Source organism: Acidithiobacillus sp., from assembly GCF_023229925.1.
Lineage (GTDB): Bacteria > Pseudomonadota > Gammaproteobacteria > Acidithiobacillales > Acidithiobacillaceae > Acidithiobacillus.
Genome location: NZ_JALNYM010000003.1, coordinates 143,430 through 156,154, shown reverse-complemented (window position 1 = coordinate 156,154; position 12,725 = coordinate 143,430). Strand labels below are relative to the sequence as shown.

The 12,725-nt window shown below is 56.0% G+C and carries 15 protein-coding genes; 4 read left to right on the top strand and 11 right to left on the bottom strand.

From position 1 onward, the window contains the following. The first annotated feature begins 183 nt into the window (after window positions 1-183). Window positions 184-1,566, top strand: coding sequence for an MFS transporter (locus tag M0P56_RS10810; protein WP_291510039.1), 1,383 nt, complete (start codon window positions 184-186; stop codon window positions 1,564-1,566). An 82-nt stretch (window positions 1,567-1,648) separates the two neighbouring features. Here the strand turns inward: M0P56_RS10810 and M0P56_RS10805 are convergent, their stop codons facing one another. Beyond that, window positions 1,649-2,215, bottom strand: coding sequence for an acyloxyacyl hydrolase (locus tag M0P56_RS10805; RefSeq protein ID WP_291510038.1), 567 nt, complete (start codon window positions 2,213-2,215; stop codon window positions 1,649-1,651). 235 nt (window positions 2,216-2,450) lie between these two features. On the opposite strand from M0P56_RS10805, the gene M0P56_RS10800 reads away from it, so the two are divergent. After that, window positions 2,451-3,464: an HlyD family secretion protein gene (locus M0P56_RS10800; protein ID WP_291510037.1), complete on the top strand. Its 1,014-nt coding sequence runs from the start codon at window positions 2,451-2,453 to the stop codon at window positions 3,462-3,464. A gap of 130 nt (window positions 3,465-3,594) precedes the next feature. Here M0P56_RS10800 and argB read toward each other — a convergent pair whose 3' ends face one another. After that, window positions 3,595-4,455 (bottom strand): acetylglutamate kinase, encoded by an 861-nt coding sequence (gene argB / locus M0P56_RS10795; protein ID WP_366110095.1) that lies wholly within the window; start codon window positions 4,453-4,455, stop codon window positions 3,595-3,597. 8 nt (window positions 4,456-4,463) lie between these two features. Continuing rightward, window positions 4,464-5,108, bottom strand: a complete 645-nt coding sequence (locus tag M0P56_RS10790; RefSeq protein WP_291510035.1) for a TetR/AcrR family transcriptional regulator — start codon at window positions 5,106-5,108, stop codon at window positions 4,464-4,466. A 185-nt stretch (window positions 5,109-5,293) separates the two neighbouring features. On the opposite strand from M0P56_RS10790, the gene M0P56_RS10785 reads away from it, so the two are divergent. Both M0P56_RS10785 and M0P56_RS10780 read left to right on the top strand, forming a co-directional pair. Further along, window positions 5,294-6,232, top strand: a complete 939-nt coding sequence (locus M0P56_RS10785; protein WP_291510034.1) for a hypothetical protein — start codon at window positions 5,294-5,296, stop codon at window positions 6,230-6,232. After that, complete coding sequence (locus tag M0P56_RS10780; RefSeq protein WP_367273215.1) at window positions 6,225-6,536, top strand: zinc ribbon domain-containing protein; 312 nt, start codon at window positions 6,225-6,227, stop codon at window positions 6,534-6,536. The genes M0P56_RS10785 and M0P56_RS10780 overlap by 8 nt, the downstream gene beginning before the upstream one ends. 83 nt (window positions 6,537-6,619) lie before the next feature. On the opposite strand, the gene M0P56_RS10775 is transcribed toward M0P56_RS10780, so the two are convergent. The 8 genes from M0P56_RS10775 to bioD form a co-directional block, all read right to left on the bottom strand. Continuing rightward, a complete protein-coding gene (locus M0P56_RS10775; protein ID WP_291510032.1) occupies window positions 6,620-6,988 on the bottom strand; it encodes a hypothetical protein in 369 nt (122 codons plus the stop codon). Between the two features lie 62 nt (window positions 6,989-7,050). After that, window positions 7,051-8,067 (bottom strand): CDP-6-deoxy-delta-3,4-glucoseen reductase, encoded by a 1,017-nt coding sequence (locus tag M0P56_RS10770; protein ID WP_291510031.1) that lies wholly within the window; start codon window positions 8,065-8,067, stop codon window positions 7,051-7,053. A gap of 75 nt (window positions 8,068-8,142) precedes the next feature. Next, complete coding sequence (gene rnt, locus M0P56_RS10765) at window positions 8,143-8,748, bottom strand: ribonuclease T (protein WP_291510030.1); 606 nt, start codon at window positions 8,746-8,748, stop codon at window positions 8,143-8,145. A gap of 7 nt (window positions 8,749-8,755) precedes the next feature. Then, the gene (gene fetB / locus M0P56_RS10760; RefSeq protein ID WP_291510029.1) at window positions 8,756-9,535 is read right to left on the bottom strand and encodes an iron export ABC transporter permease subunit FetB; all 780 of its coding nucleotides are present in this window, start codon (window positions 9,533-9,535) and stop codon (window positions 8,756-8,758) included. Beyond that, window positions 9,532-10,242 (bottom strand): arginyltransferase, encoded by a 711-nt coding sequence (locus M0P56_RS10755; protein WP_291510028.1) that lies wholly within the window; start codon window positions 10,240-10,242, stop codon window positions 9,532-9,534. Before M0P56_RS10755 ends, fetB begins: the two co-directional genes overlap by 4 nt. A 2-nt stretch (window positions 10,243-10,244) precedes the next feature. Beyond that, window positions 10,245-10,970 (bottom strand): leucyl/phenylalanyl-tRNA--protein transferase, encoded by a 726-nt coding sequence (aat, locus tag M0P56_RS10750; protein WP_291510027.1) that lies wholly within the window; start codon window positions 10,968-10,970, stop codon window positions 10,245-10,247. A 46-nt stretch (window positions 10,971-11,016) separates the two neighbouring features. Continuing rightward, a complete protein-coding gene (htpX, locus tag M0P56_RS10745; RefSeq protein ID WP_291510026.1) occupies window positions 11,017-11,913 on the bottom strand; it encodes a protease HtpX in 897 nt (298 codons plus the stop codon). A 116-nt stretch (window positions 11,914-12,029) separates the two neighbouring features. Then, a complete protein-coding gene (gene bioD, locus M0P56_RS10740) occupies window positions 12,030-12,716 on the bottom strand; it encodes a dethiobiotin synthase (RefSeq protein WP_291510025.1) in 687 nt (228 codons plus the stop codon). Window positions 12,717-12,725: the final 9 nt, after the last annotated feature.

Sequence of the window (12,725 nt, the reverse complement as noted above, 5' to 3'; positions counted from 1 at the left end):
AACTGAGTTGGTGCGCCAGGCACAACCTCGATATATCCTTACATTCTTGCGCCATAGCGAAAGAGGCCTACGTAAAAATAGGCGGGCAGTGAAATGAGATGACAATAAGGTTTTTCAAGCCTGATTCATAAGTAATCAATAATTCATTAACGATGGCCTCAATAACCCTACAAAAGGATAAGTATGACGACCCCAAAAAACGCTTTGGACGGACGTGAACGTCGATCCATTATTGCCTTGGCCGGAATATTTGGTTTACGCCTGCTCGGCTTGTTTCTGGTATTACCGGTGTTTTCCGTGTATGCGCATGGATTGCATGGGGCAATGCGCCATCCGGTGCTCATTGGCGTTGCTCTGGGTGCTTACGGTCTGACTCAGGCCATTTTTCAAATCCCCTTCGGCAGACTGTCCGATAAGTGGGGCAGAAAACCCGTCATTGCGGCAGGACTCCTCATTTTTGCCATTGGCAGCGTTATCGCCGCACAGGCCACCGACATCGAGTGGTTGCTGGTAGGGCGAATCATACAAGGTGCAGGTGCCGTAGCCGCCGCCATCATCGCGCTCACCGCGGATCTGGTGCGTGAAGAACGCTGGACCAAGGCTATGGCCACTATTGGCATTACCATTGGCATCAGCTTTAGCGTGTCGCTGGTGTTATCCGCGCCGTTAGCCCAATGGATTGGGGTGCAAGGGATCTTTTGGTTGACAGCGGCGCTCTCCATCCTCGCCATCGGCGTGCTCTACAAGGTGATTCCGGCTGTTCCAGCACGCTTCCATCGCGACGCCGAAATGAATCCTGCGGCGCTGAAGGACGTACTGAGGAATCCCAATCTGCTCCGTTTGGACTTTGGTATATTTTCACTCCACACTGGTCTGACAGCGCTCTTCGTAGTGCTGCCCTTGGTACTTATTGATCCGCAGCATCCTCTCCTCTCTGAGGCGGATCAGTGGATGCTGTATCTTCCGGTCATGCTGCTGTCTTTCGTGGCCATGATCCCTTTTATCATTGTCGGTGAGGCGAAGCATCGTCTCCGTGAGGTCTTTGTGCTGGCGATTGCAATTTTGCTGGCCGCCGTCATCTGGATGGCGCTCTCCAATCACAGCATCTGGTCTATTGCCATCGCGCTCTTTCTGTTTTTTGTGGGTTTCAATGTGCTGGAGGCAAGCTTACCTTCTCTGGTGGCCAAGTTCTGCCATCCGGGCGCCAAGGGAACGGCCACTGGCGTATATACCACGGCGGAGTTTTTAGGGGCATTCAGCGGCGGTTTGTTGGGAGGATTACTTTATCTGCCCGGTCAACACAACTACAGTGATGTCTTTTGGGCCGTGGCAGCCATCTATTTGATCTGGTTGATAGTGGCACTCACGATGCAGCAGCCACGTTACGTCGCTACCAGGATATTTCCACTCCCTGCCGATAGTCAAGACAACACCCAACTCACCCGGCAACTTCTGCAGTTGCCTGGAGTAGTGGAAGTGGCGGTTTTTCCAGATGAGGGCGCGGTGTATTGCAAAGTAGAGAGCAAAACATACGATGATGAGCGGGTGCGGTCGGTTATAGGATAGACCGGTCAAACCCACCAGCCCCGCGTCGGCGGGGAAAAGTGCCCATAAAAACTCATCTACCGCCAGTATGTCGCTGCTCTGATCAGGAGTGATCACCAAAAGACAGGGGAATGGAGTAGTTCAGCATGACTTCGTCTTCACCAGGGTCCTCCTGGGCGATATAGGCGTTGGAAATGTGGGCGATCTTGAGCCCCAGTCGCGATTGATCCGCAAACTGATAGGCCAGGCTCAATTCCAAGCGGAACTGGAAGGTGCCATCCAGATATTTGCCCCGCCCCTGATTATATCCGCCCATGCCGAGCACCGGCGTCAGCACCCAGTGGTCCCAGGCAATATCCGAGTACAGGCCAGTGTAACCCATGAAACCGCCATTGGTATTAGCGACGACACCCCACAATGCACCAACACCAAACAACTTGGAGGCGGACTGATATTCCAGATCAATTTCTGGAAGCGTCGCGTTACCCCGATGTCCGGGACCGGGCTCAACGCCCGCCGCATTAAAGGCACCAATACCAGCGTTGAAATAAGCTGGCCCGCCCTGAATCACATGCAACCCCGCACCCTCTGCCCAGGCTGGCCCGGCCGCCAACAAACTCAACGCCGTCACGCCCAGAATCCCCGCCAGGATTCCATTACCATCCTTCATGACTACTCCTTGTAGATTTGCGTCGGTTACCTTGCCGACAGAAATCGTTTGCGTTATGGTATCAACCGAACGGTCAGTATGCGTTCACTCGGCAAGCGTGTCAAAAATATCTGACAGACCTAACCCACACAGACATTACCCGCAAGACCTATTTTAAGTGGGGTCTTCGCCTGAGTCGAGCTTCAGGAACAGGCCGGGAGTCACCCGGCTGCTTAGATTGCAACAAGGGACATATATGCGCTGGCTCAAACGCCTTTTGGTTCTGATCATCGTCGTCGTGGTTGCCTTTGGTGCCTACGTCTACTTCCAGATTGCTGATTACTACCCCAACACGGACGATGCTTATGTACATGCCCATGTCGTGAACATTGCACCGCGTGTTACAGGACATATCGATGCTATCTATGTACATGACAATCAGGTCGTGCAGGCTGGACAGCCTTTGGTCAAAGTGGATCCGCGGGCCTATCTCTACGACGTGCAGAAGGCCAAGGCTGAACTGATGCAGGCGGAACGGCAGACTGCTGCCATTCGGGCCAACATTGCCGGAGCGCAGGCCAACATCAGCGCCGACCAGGTCAACTACCAGAATGCCCGGCACAATGCCCAACGCGCAGCGGCATTGGCAGCGCAGAAATACCTCTCTGCGCAACAGGCGGATAACAAAATGACCGCGGCGAAAAGTGCCGGGGCGCGCCTGGATGCCGATCAGGCTGCTTTGGCGGAGACGCAGGCGCAGCAAGTCCTCAACGGCGCCCGTATTGCCGCCGCGCAAGCGGCCCTACGTACGGCCGAACTCTATCTGTCTGAAACCACGCTCTACGCGCCCATCACCGGGGTCGTCAGCAAAGTGGATAATATCCATGTGGGCGACGTGGTCACTGTGAATCAAGATATTTTCCCCCTGATTGGCAACGCGGAATACTGGGTTGAGGCCAACTACAAAGAAACCGATCTCGACCGCGTGCACCCGGGGCAGAGTGCGGACGTCATCATTGACATGTACCCCAATCATCGCTTCAAAGGAAAGGTAGTGAGCCTGAGTGGTGGTGCTGGCAACGCCTTCTCGCTGCTACCACCGGAAAATGCTACGGGTAACTGGGTCAAGGTGACGCAGCGGGTACCGGTGCGTGTTCTCATCACCAACCCGGACCCCAAGTTCCCTCTACGGATCGGTACCAGTGCGTCGGTTACGGTGGATACGGGTGGCGCGCCGGGTTGGGTCAAGTTGCTGCGGCCTATCCTCTGAGGAGAGATTGCGCCACCCCGGCGCGTTGGAGAGAGGCGCTAATGGCGACGCTGTGACCAACATAAACACGCGGGGTTCGACCCGGATTTTTCCGCGCTGGAGTGCTAGTAGCTGCGGCGCGGATGCATCCTCACTTCGTATCAGAGATCAACGTACCCACGCCAGCGTCGGTAAAAATTTCCAGCAATAACGCATGAGGTACCCGACCATCAATGATATGCGCGGCATGCACCCCGGCCGCCACCGCATCCTGGCAGCACTGAATCTTGGGTAACATGCCGCCATAAATACGGCCATCGGCGATCATCCGACCTACCTCGGCGGCTTCCAGACGCGTGCGCAACTGCCCATCCTGATCCAGCACGCCAGCGACATTGGTCATCAGAATCAGCTTCTCGGCATTCAACGTCGCAGCGAGAGCGCCAGCCACCAGATCGGCATTGATATTGTAGGATTCGCCCAGGGAGCCCACCCCGATCGGGGCCACCACCGGAATGAAGTCGCCCTGATCCAGCAGGCGGATAATATCTGGATCCACCTGAGCGACCTCGCCCACCAGACCGAGGTCAACGCCATCCCGACGCAAAGGACGGGCGCGCAGCAATCCACCATCCTTTCCCGTCAGCCCCACCGCGCGGCCGCCCGCCCGGTTGATGGCTTGCACAATCTCCTTATTGACGCGCCCGCCGAGGACCATTTCCACCACTTCCATGGTCGCCGTATCGGTCACTCGCATGCCATCCACAAAATGGGTCCGCACCCCGAGTCGCTCCAGCATGGCACCGATCTGCGGTCCGCCGCCATGCACCACCACCGGATTCATGCCTACCTGTTTCATCAGGGTCACATCGTAGGCAAACTGCTCCTGAAGACGGGCTTCGGTCATGGCATTGCCACCATATTTGATAACGATGGTACGACCATGGAAACGCTGCATGTAAGGTAATGCCTCTACCAATATATGCGCCTGCAGGTGGGGATCATTGTGCATAGAGCTCATCACGTACTCGCCGTATCTATCGAAGACTCAGGAATCAGCCCGCGCAAGAGAATCTCCACAATTCCGGCGTCATAACCTGCGGGATCGTCGGCAAAGGTAATGGGCGGATAATGGCGCAAGATATCCCGGGACTGGAAAAAGAAAACATTTGCGCCCAACAACAAGGTTGCCACCAGTGCCGGGTCAAAATCTACCCGCAATTCACCCCGGGATTGACCGGCTTCGAGCACTGCGACCAGCGCCGAAAATACATCAGCAAAGCCCTGTTCGGCGAACTCCTGCGCTCTCGGCGCACCCTTTTCAAGAATTTCCCGCCATACCAGACGCACTAGTTCCGGTCGGTCCAACAGCGCCTGGAGATGGCAGCGCGCAAAATGCCGGAGCACATCCACCACGGCTCCGTGGGCGTTGACCGCATCATTGAGCAATGTCCGCAAACTCTGGCTGGCCGCACGCAATACCGCAAGATAGAGCGCATCTTTGTTGGGAAAATAATGATAAATATTGGCTTTGCTGATACCCGCCTGCAAAGCGATGGCATTCATGGAGACAGCATCAAATGCCTTATCGGAGAAGAGCCTTTCAGCGGCCGCCAAAATCCGCTGTCGTCCCTCACTTTCGATTGCCAGTGACAAATCTTCCATGAAACCTCCTTCCAATCTACATATAGGGGTCGCCCTTGCACGGCGCCCGACCAATCGGTCAATATGCGGCCAGTGTAGCACCACCCATGGCGATTGTCCCTCTGCGGACAGCGGTGGATAGTTGTCCACCATTCGCTCGCAATTTGCTATTCTACGTGCCAACGATTTTGGCAAAGGGAGCACGCATGTTTACCCATACACCCAGCCAGGGAGATTTGTCTTTTTCGTTGTTGCTGCGAGCGCTTCGCGGCATCACCTTATGGCAGCCTATATTGGTGTACGTCATCGCCGTTTTCCTAGGCATGACCGGCCTGGAACTCTTCGCGCAATGGCCTGGGGGATGGTCAGGCGCCACCATTGGGGTGCTCATTCTGATGACCAGTTTTGGTGTCGGCTATCTGGGCGCTGGCGGTGTTCTGCTGCACGAGGCGCGCGGCGACCCATTGCCAGGCGTGGCTAAAAGTCTCCGCTTTGGCATACGGGTGCTGCCGCGTCTGCTGGGGCTGTTGGTTATTGAAAGTCTCTTGCTTTTAGGCATTTTTGTCATAGAAGTACTGGGATTTCTCGCGTGCAAGATACCGGGGGTTGGCGCGATGCTCTTTGTCCCGCTCTTCCCTGCCATCATGTTGGTAAACGCCGTTGTTTTTATCCTCGCCATTATCGTCTTCAATCTCTCCGGCCCCGCGTTGTGGCACGGCGAAAGCGTAGGTAACTCACTTCGTCATACCATCTCCATCGCTCGCAACAAACCAGGCTCTATTCTGTTGATGATGTTACTGCTCGCCGCATTGGCAACCGGCATGGGGATTATTATTGCGGTGATTCTCTACACCGGATACAGCATGGCACTAACGGCCGCGACCCCCGTGCTGGCCGAAGAAATCAGCCGCAGTGCCGACATGTTCTGGCAAACGCTGGGGGCACTGTCTGGCGATAGACTCATCAACGGCGAAATACTCGCGCAACCGGTGGCAACAAGCACCTCTTTATATAACGCAGGACTCAGCATGGGGGTTGGCCTGGCCAGTGCGCTGGTATTTATTCTTCCCAATGTGGTGTTCCTGCTGGGTATGGCACATATCTATATTGAGGCTCTTGAACTGGTAGCACCTGAGGATGTCTAATTTCACCATGAAAAAATGGATACACCAATTGGAAATTGAGAAAAACCGCTGCCAGAGTTGTGGTATGCCACTACAGTTTGACCCCCACGGAGGGGGGACGGAGGTCGACGGCAATCGTAGCGCCCGTTACTGTAGCTATTGCTATGCGGCGGGTCAGTTCAAGGAACCAGAGCTGACGCTGGACGCCATGCAGCACCGCGTCCGCCAGTTGATGCGCAACCGCAATGCACCATGGTATATCCGCGCTTACATGGCGCACCGCATACCAACGCTGGCGCGCTGGCGGGGATGCAAAAAGCGTTAGTGGAATGCCTTATTACAAAAAGCCCCCGCATGCTCATCGCTTCGGGGGCCTCCGTACGTAAAAAACCGCTCAGGTTGGGGGGATTAAATCGCGGAACGGGGACGTCGGCCGCGACGGGGTTTCAGTTCCTGCATGAGCGTGCTTCCACGGTTATCCAACTCACCCAACAGATGGCTGTTATCACCCACGCGGTCACGAACTTCAGCGACAGCCGCAAGAATCTGCGCAGGCTCCCAATCAGGCACCAGACGAGAAATGCGGTCCATCAATGACCGTCGTTGAGCCTCACGCTCACGACGTGCGCGCGGGCTTTCCTGCAAACTCCGCTTTTGCTGTTCGAATTTTGCCAACTGCTCACGCAACCGCATCTCTGTCTGACGTTGCTTCTCTTCTAAATCCGCCAGACGCTCTTCTGAGGTACGGCGGTGACGTTTTTTTGCTTGCGCTTCCATAGTCGTTCACTCCTTAAAATTAGGTTACCATGGCGGAAGAAATCACCAATAGCATAATTATGTCAGCTTGTTTTTGCTTTGGCAAATACAAACGCATCAGCAAAAACGTGTTCAGCATTCAATCCTGCTCCCTGTAAAGCGTCGGATACGGAAAACACCATATCGGGATGCCCACAGATATAGGCATCGATTGCGCTCGCGTCTGGAAAATCATGAATGACGTGTGCAGTAACATAACCGGTAGCTCCCGACCAGGAAGCATCCGGACGCGATACTATCCGGGTTACCTGAAAGTGGTCGTGACACGACTGCCATTCATTCAGTAAGTCCTGATAATAAAAATCCTCCGCATGGCGTACACCCCAATAAAAATAGATCGGACGTACGGAGCCCTGCGCGAAGAGAGATTCGAGCATACTTTTAATAGGTGCAAAGCCCGTGCCGGTGGCGACCATCAGCAAAGGACGAGTGGACTCCTGACGAATAAAAAAGGTGCCTAACGGGCCTTCAAAACGCAGGATGTCCTTTTCTTTCAAAGCACCGAACACATGCCCGGTAAAGGCGCCGCCAGGCACTTTTTTAATGTGCAGTTCTAACAGTGCATCGTCGCCGGGCATATTGGCGAGGGAAAAACCCCGTCTGCCACCATCTTTCAGAAGAATGTCGATGTACTGCCCGGGAAGGAACTGCAGGCGCTCCGAATCAGGAATTTTTAGAAAGAGCGCGCGCACATCAGGTGCCAAGTCCACTATTTTGACTACTCGCGACGGCAGGGTTTTGATCTGAATATCTTTAGCGGCACCGATCTCCCGGACTTCTATCGTCACGTCGGACAAGGGCACCGCCTGACAGAAGAGCGCTAGCCCCGCCTCTTTCTCCGCAGCCGACAATGTTTTTTCTTCCACCGTCCCGTAATCCACTTCTCCGCTGAGAATACGCCCCTTGCAGGTCGCACAGGTACCATTGCGACAACTGTAGGGGATGTTAAAACCGTGCCGTAGAGCCGCCTCCAGGATGGTTTCATCACTATCACAATCCATCTCGTGGCCACTGGGTTCAATATGCAGACGGTAAGGCATAGGCGCATCCTCTCATAACAATTTAAAATATTTTCGGTGAACATTCTAACAGATGCGCGGCAGGTTGACCGTGCTTCAGGGATATTCCCGGTTGAGATCATACCGATTCACAATGCGGCAGAATAATTCCGCCGTCTGGCGCGCATCATAGAGCGCCGAATGCGCCTGCGTGTGGTCCCAGTCCAGACCGGCAGCCATAGCCGCCTTAGCCAGCACGGTCTCACCATAGGCCAACCCGGCCAGACTGACGGTGTCAAAGGTGCTGAAAAGATGAAAGGGGTTATTTTTAACGCCCGTCCGCTTTTCTGCTGCCTTGATAAAGGACAAGTCAAAAGAGGCATTGTGCCCCACAAGAATGGCACGTCGACATTGGGCGGTTTTTATAGCCGTGCGCACTGGCCTGAAAACTCCGCGCAAGGCCTCCTCCTCGGAAATCGCGCCGCGCAGCGGCTGAAATGGATCAATACCAGTGAATGCCAATGCTGCTGGGTCAAGCACAGCCCCGGCAAAGGGCTGCACATGAAAGTGGTGCGTGGCTATCGGCCGTAATTGCCCCACTTCGCCGCCGATTATAATCGCAGCCACTTCTAACAATGCATTACGGTCAGGATCAAATCCTGATGTTTCCACATCGACTACTACCGGCAAAAAGCCGCGAAAACGTCCGGCCAAAGCCGCCATTAGCGTATTACCCCTCAATACGTTGAGAAAAAACCAGGGCGCGTGGTGCCGCCAGCAGGACCGCGGTGGAGACACTCAAGGTTACCGACGCAGTCAACATCACCATCACTACCAATTGCATGGATACCGCGGCGAGCGGTGCCATGCCCGCCAGAATCATGCCTGCGGTAATTCCCGGAATATGAATCATGCCGACGCTTTTCAGGCTGTCGATAGTCGGGATCAATGCGCTGCGCACCACCATACTATACAGGTTGCGCATGGCCTGACGATGATTGGCACCCAGCGCCAGCATAGCCAGCAACAACGCCTCGCGCTGGTCCACCTCGCTGCGCAGACGGTTTAGCGCCAGCGATACGGCGTTCATCGCGTTACCGATAATCATACCGCCAATGGGGACCAATGATTCGCCGCGCCAAAAGGCCAATCCGGACAGAAGCATCCAACCTAGGGTGACGGTAGTCGCCACACCAATGCTGATCACCCCGATCCAGTAGGCGTGAGGGATACCGGCACCACGCTTACGATTAAATCGACCGGCCATCAGGATCATGGCTGCCAGAAAGAATACCAGCAAAAACGGCTGGTGCTGGCGGAACAACCAGCCCAGCAAAATCCCCATGATCCCTAATTGGACCATCGCCCGCGCCGCGGACCAGAGCAGTTCCTTGCCTACTTCGAGACGCTGCCAGGCAGACAAAGCCCAGGCACTGCCCAGGAGACCCATCACTCCAGCCATGGTCCACGGCGAAAAGGTGCTGAAAATATCCGGGGCGGCGTTGTTCATGCGCGTTTATACACCTCTGACAGCAGACGCCAGTCACCCGCTACAAAGCCTTCCAGAGGCCGAAAGCGCCTTTTATAGTCCATTTTTGGGCTGCTCGCGACCCAGTAACCCAGATAAAGGTGGGGCAAGCGCTGTTTTCTGGTCCATTCAATCTGGCTGAGAATAGCGAAAATACCCAGGCCGCGTTGCGGCAAATCCGGCGTGTAAAAGGTGTAAACTGCAGACACGCCACCGTCCAGCACATCCACCAATGCCACTGCTAGCAGGTGTTTATCCTGCTCAAAAATCAGCAGGCGGGCATCAACGCCGCCGGTTTCCGCAATCAATTCGCGATATAAGCGATCCGCGTGCGCGTCCATGCCACCCCCCGGATGCCGCCAGCACTGATACTCCGCGAAGAGACGGGCTTGGGCGGCATCCCATCGCGGAATCTGTTCACGTATTTGAATGCCCTGATTCCGCATCCAGGTGCGGCGCTGGCCGCGATCCGGCTGAAACTCCGCGACGGGGATACGCACGGAAATGCAGGCATCGCATTGCGGACACATCGGACGATAGGCCACCGGACCATTACGCCGGAATCCCTTCTGCAAGAGTTGGTCATACTCCACGCCACCGACCATCTCGCGAGGGTCACTGAGTACCAGGAGTTCTTCCTGATCTGGCAAGTAGGGACATTTCTGCAAAGTGGATAGATAAAAGGCCATGACTAAAACATCTCGTGCGCAGGTAACGAGATCTTCCAGTCGCCTTGCGGGTGTTGGGTACGCAGATCAGCGAGGACCCGCAAAAAATCGCGGCGGGGCAGTTCGCGCCCGCCCATGCTTTGCAAATGTGGGGTGATGAACTGAGTATCCATCAGACCAAAGCCCCAGCACTGGAGGTGACGCGCCAGGAGGACAAGAGCCAGCTTGGAGGCATCGGGCACCCGGCTGAACATGGACTCCCCAAAAAAGAGTCCGCCGAGGGCAACGCCGTAGAGCCCGCCAACCAAACGGTCCTGCTGGTAGACTTCTATGGAATGCGCTGCTCCGACAGCAAACAGGTCCAGATAGGCGGCGCGCACCGCCGGAGTAATCCACGTACCACCCTGCCCGGCACGTGGCTCCGCACAAGCATCGATGACGCCAGCAAAGTCGCTGTCCATGTGGTATTGCCAGTCCCTGTTACGGGCCGACTTGCGTAAACTGCGGCTAATGTGTATCGCGGAGGGTTCCAAGACGGCACGGGGATCAGGGGACCACCAGAGAATGGGGTCCTCCTCACCAAACCAGGGGAAAATGCCCTGCGCGTACGCCCTGAGCAGGCGCTCCCGGGATAAATCTCCACCAATGGCGACCAGATTGCCGTCGGTCTGCCCCGGGTCGGGAAAAGGGGCTGACCGGTCATGACGGCGCAGGAAGACCGGACGTACGCCCTCAGGGCGCAACTGCACTGCCTCCTGCCTGCATCAAAGACCAATCCCCCATTTTGTGCGATAGCTACCGGTAACTATATCCGTTTTGAAGTGCTTGCAGAGCCGCCACCCGCGCCTCCAGACTGGGGTGCGTAGCAAACCAGCCGCGCCAGCTTCCGGAAATGTAGGCTGTCGCCATGGGATCGCGCACCACGTCATGCACCACGTGCATGGCTTCTGCCCGCTGATGCAGCTTTTGCAGCGCCGAGACCATCGGGGCCACGCCCACCTGCTCGGCAGCAAAACGATCCGCCGCGAACTCCCGGCGACGCGAAAACCAGGTGATGGGAATTAGCGCCAGGAAAGACAGGCCAATCTGCAAAACTATGGACACCATAAAAGCGATCATGGGTCGATCATCAAACTGCCGCGCGGCCAGCATGGACAGCCAGAATACAAATGTATTCATCAAACCTTGTAGTAAGGTGGTGCTCACCATATCGCCATTGTATACATGCCCCATCTCATGGGCCAGTACCGCCTGCACCTCATTGTCGCTAAGCAGGTTGACCAGACCACTGCTGACCGCGACCATGCTATGATTGCGGCCCGGTCCGGTGGCGAAGGCATTAGGCTCATCATTCCAGTACACCCAGACTTCCGGCATGCGGATGCCCAGACGATTGGCGAGCTGTGCGACCGAGTCGTACACCAAACGTTCCTTGGCCGACTGTGGTGTGTCGATACGTTGCATCTGCAGCCCCGCGCGCGCCAGATGTTTCGACATCAGCAGCGAAATAAAGGCACCCCCAAAACCGATCACCAGCGCCCAGAGCATATCTGCGTTGCTCACCGCGCCACGCAGGTCCACACCAAACAGCGGTAGAACAAAATTGACCAAAATGGTAAAGCTGATCGACAGGCTGACGAATATCAGCAGGTTCGTCACCACCAACAGCAATATGCTCTTGAATGACTTCATGACACGCACGCTCCATCAGAATACCTTGACCCATCCCGCGATACAGCGAATCTTTTACCCTGACATCGCGACTGATTGCCTTTTGTTTTTTATGGCAACGCGGAATCAGTCTAACATCAATATAAGGATGCAGGAAGAGACAGATAAGGACTCAGAACGGCGGCGGACCAGTGCGGGATATAGGGCAACACCCCCAGGCAAGGCGCCGGTAAACACTGTTGCAAGGTCTCCAAGGTGCCCTCTGCGACCGCAGGATTCAAGATGTTCGCCACCCATCCGGCGAAGGACAGGCCCCGTGTGCGGATGGCCTCGACACTCAGCAGGGTGTGGTTGATGGCGCCCAGCCGCAAACCCACCACCAGCAGCACCGGGAAATGCAGGTCCTCGGCCAGTTCGGCAAAGCCCCAGTCAGCGCCCAACGGCACGAGAAAACCACCCGCGCCCTCCACCAGCACGCAGTCCATCGCCACGGATTGCGCCCGGACGAAGGCCGCGACGCGCCCACGATCCACGGTGACGCCCGCCCGCTGCGCCGCCCAGTGGGGGGCCAGCGGCGGGTCGAAGGCGTAAAGATTGGTTTCGGTAATGCTGCGCGGGGGCTGGCTGGCGGCGCGCAAAATTTCCACGTCCTCCCAGGTACCGTCGGCTTCGGCCCCCGAGACAATGGGTTTGAGAGCCGCAACGCGCATACCGTGACTGGCGCAGAGCCGCGCCAACGCCGCGGTGACAGCAGTTTTGCCGACGCCCGTGTCGGTGCCAGTGATGAAAAGTCCGCGCGCCTGACGCACTTGCTGCTTCGGCAATGGCTGTTC

Coding starts and splice junctions, on each gene's coding strand:
- M0P56_RS10810 (WP_291510039.1), top strand. CDS start 184: ATGACGACCCCAAAAAACGCTTTGGACGGACGTGAACGTCGATCCATT.
- M0P56_RS10805 (WP_291510038.1), bottom strand. CDS start 2,215: ATGAAGGATGGTAATGGAATCCTGGCGGGGATTCTGGGCGTGACGGCG.
- M0P56_RS10800 (WP_291510037.1), top strand. CDS start 2,451: ATGCGCTGGCTCAAACGCCTTTTGGTTCTGATCATCGTCGTCGTGGTT.
- argB (WP_366110095.1), bottom strand. CDS start 4,455: ATGCACAATGATCCCCACCTGCAGGCGCATATATTGGTAGAGGCATTA.
- M0P56_RS10790 (WP_291510035.1), bottom strand. CDS start 5,108: ATGGAAGATTTGTCACTGGCAATCGAAAGTGAGGGACGACAGCGGATT.
- M0P56_RS10785 (WP_291510034.1), top strand. CDS start 5,294: ATGTTTACCCATACACCCAGCCAGGGAGATTTGTCTTTTTCGTTGTTG.
- M0P56_RS10780 (WP_367273215.1), top strand. CDS start 6,225: ATGTCTAATTTCACCATGAAAAAATGGATACACCAATTGGAAATTGAG.
- M0P56_RS10775 (WP_291510032.1), bottom strand. CDS start 6,988: ATGGAAGCGCAAGCAAAAAAACGTCACCGCCGTACCTCAGAAGAGCGT.
- M0P56_RS10770 (WP_291510031.1), bottom strand. CDS start 8,067: ATGCCTTACCGTCTGCATATTGAACCCAGTGGCCACGAGATGGATTGT.
- rnt (WP_291510030.1), bottom strand. CDS start 8,748: ATGGCGGCTTTGGCCGGACGTTTTCGCGGCTTTTTGCCGGTAGTAGTC.
- fetB (WP_291510029.1), bottom strand. CDS start 9,535: ATGAACAACGCCGCCCCGGATATTTTCAGCACCTTTTCGCCGTGGACC.
- M0P56_RS10755 (WP_291510028.1), bottom strand. CDS start 10,242: ATGGCCTTTTATCTATCCACTTTGCAGAAATGTCCCTACTTGCCAGAT.
- htpX (WP_291510026.1), bottom strand. CDS start 11,913: ATGAAGTCATTCAAGAGCATATTGCTGTTGGTGGTGACGAACCTGCTG.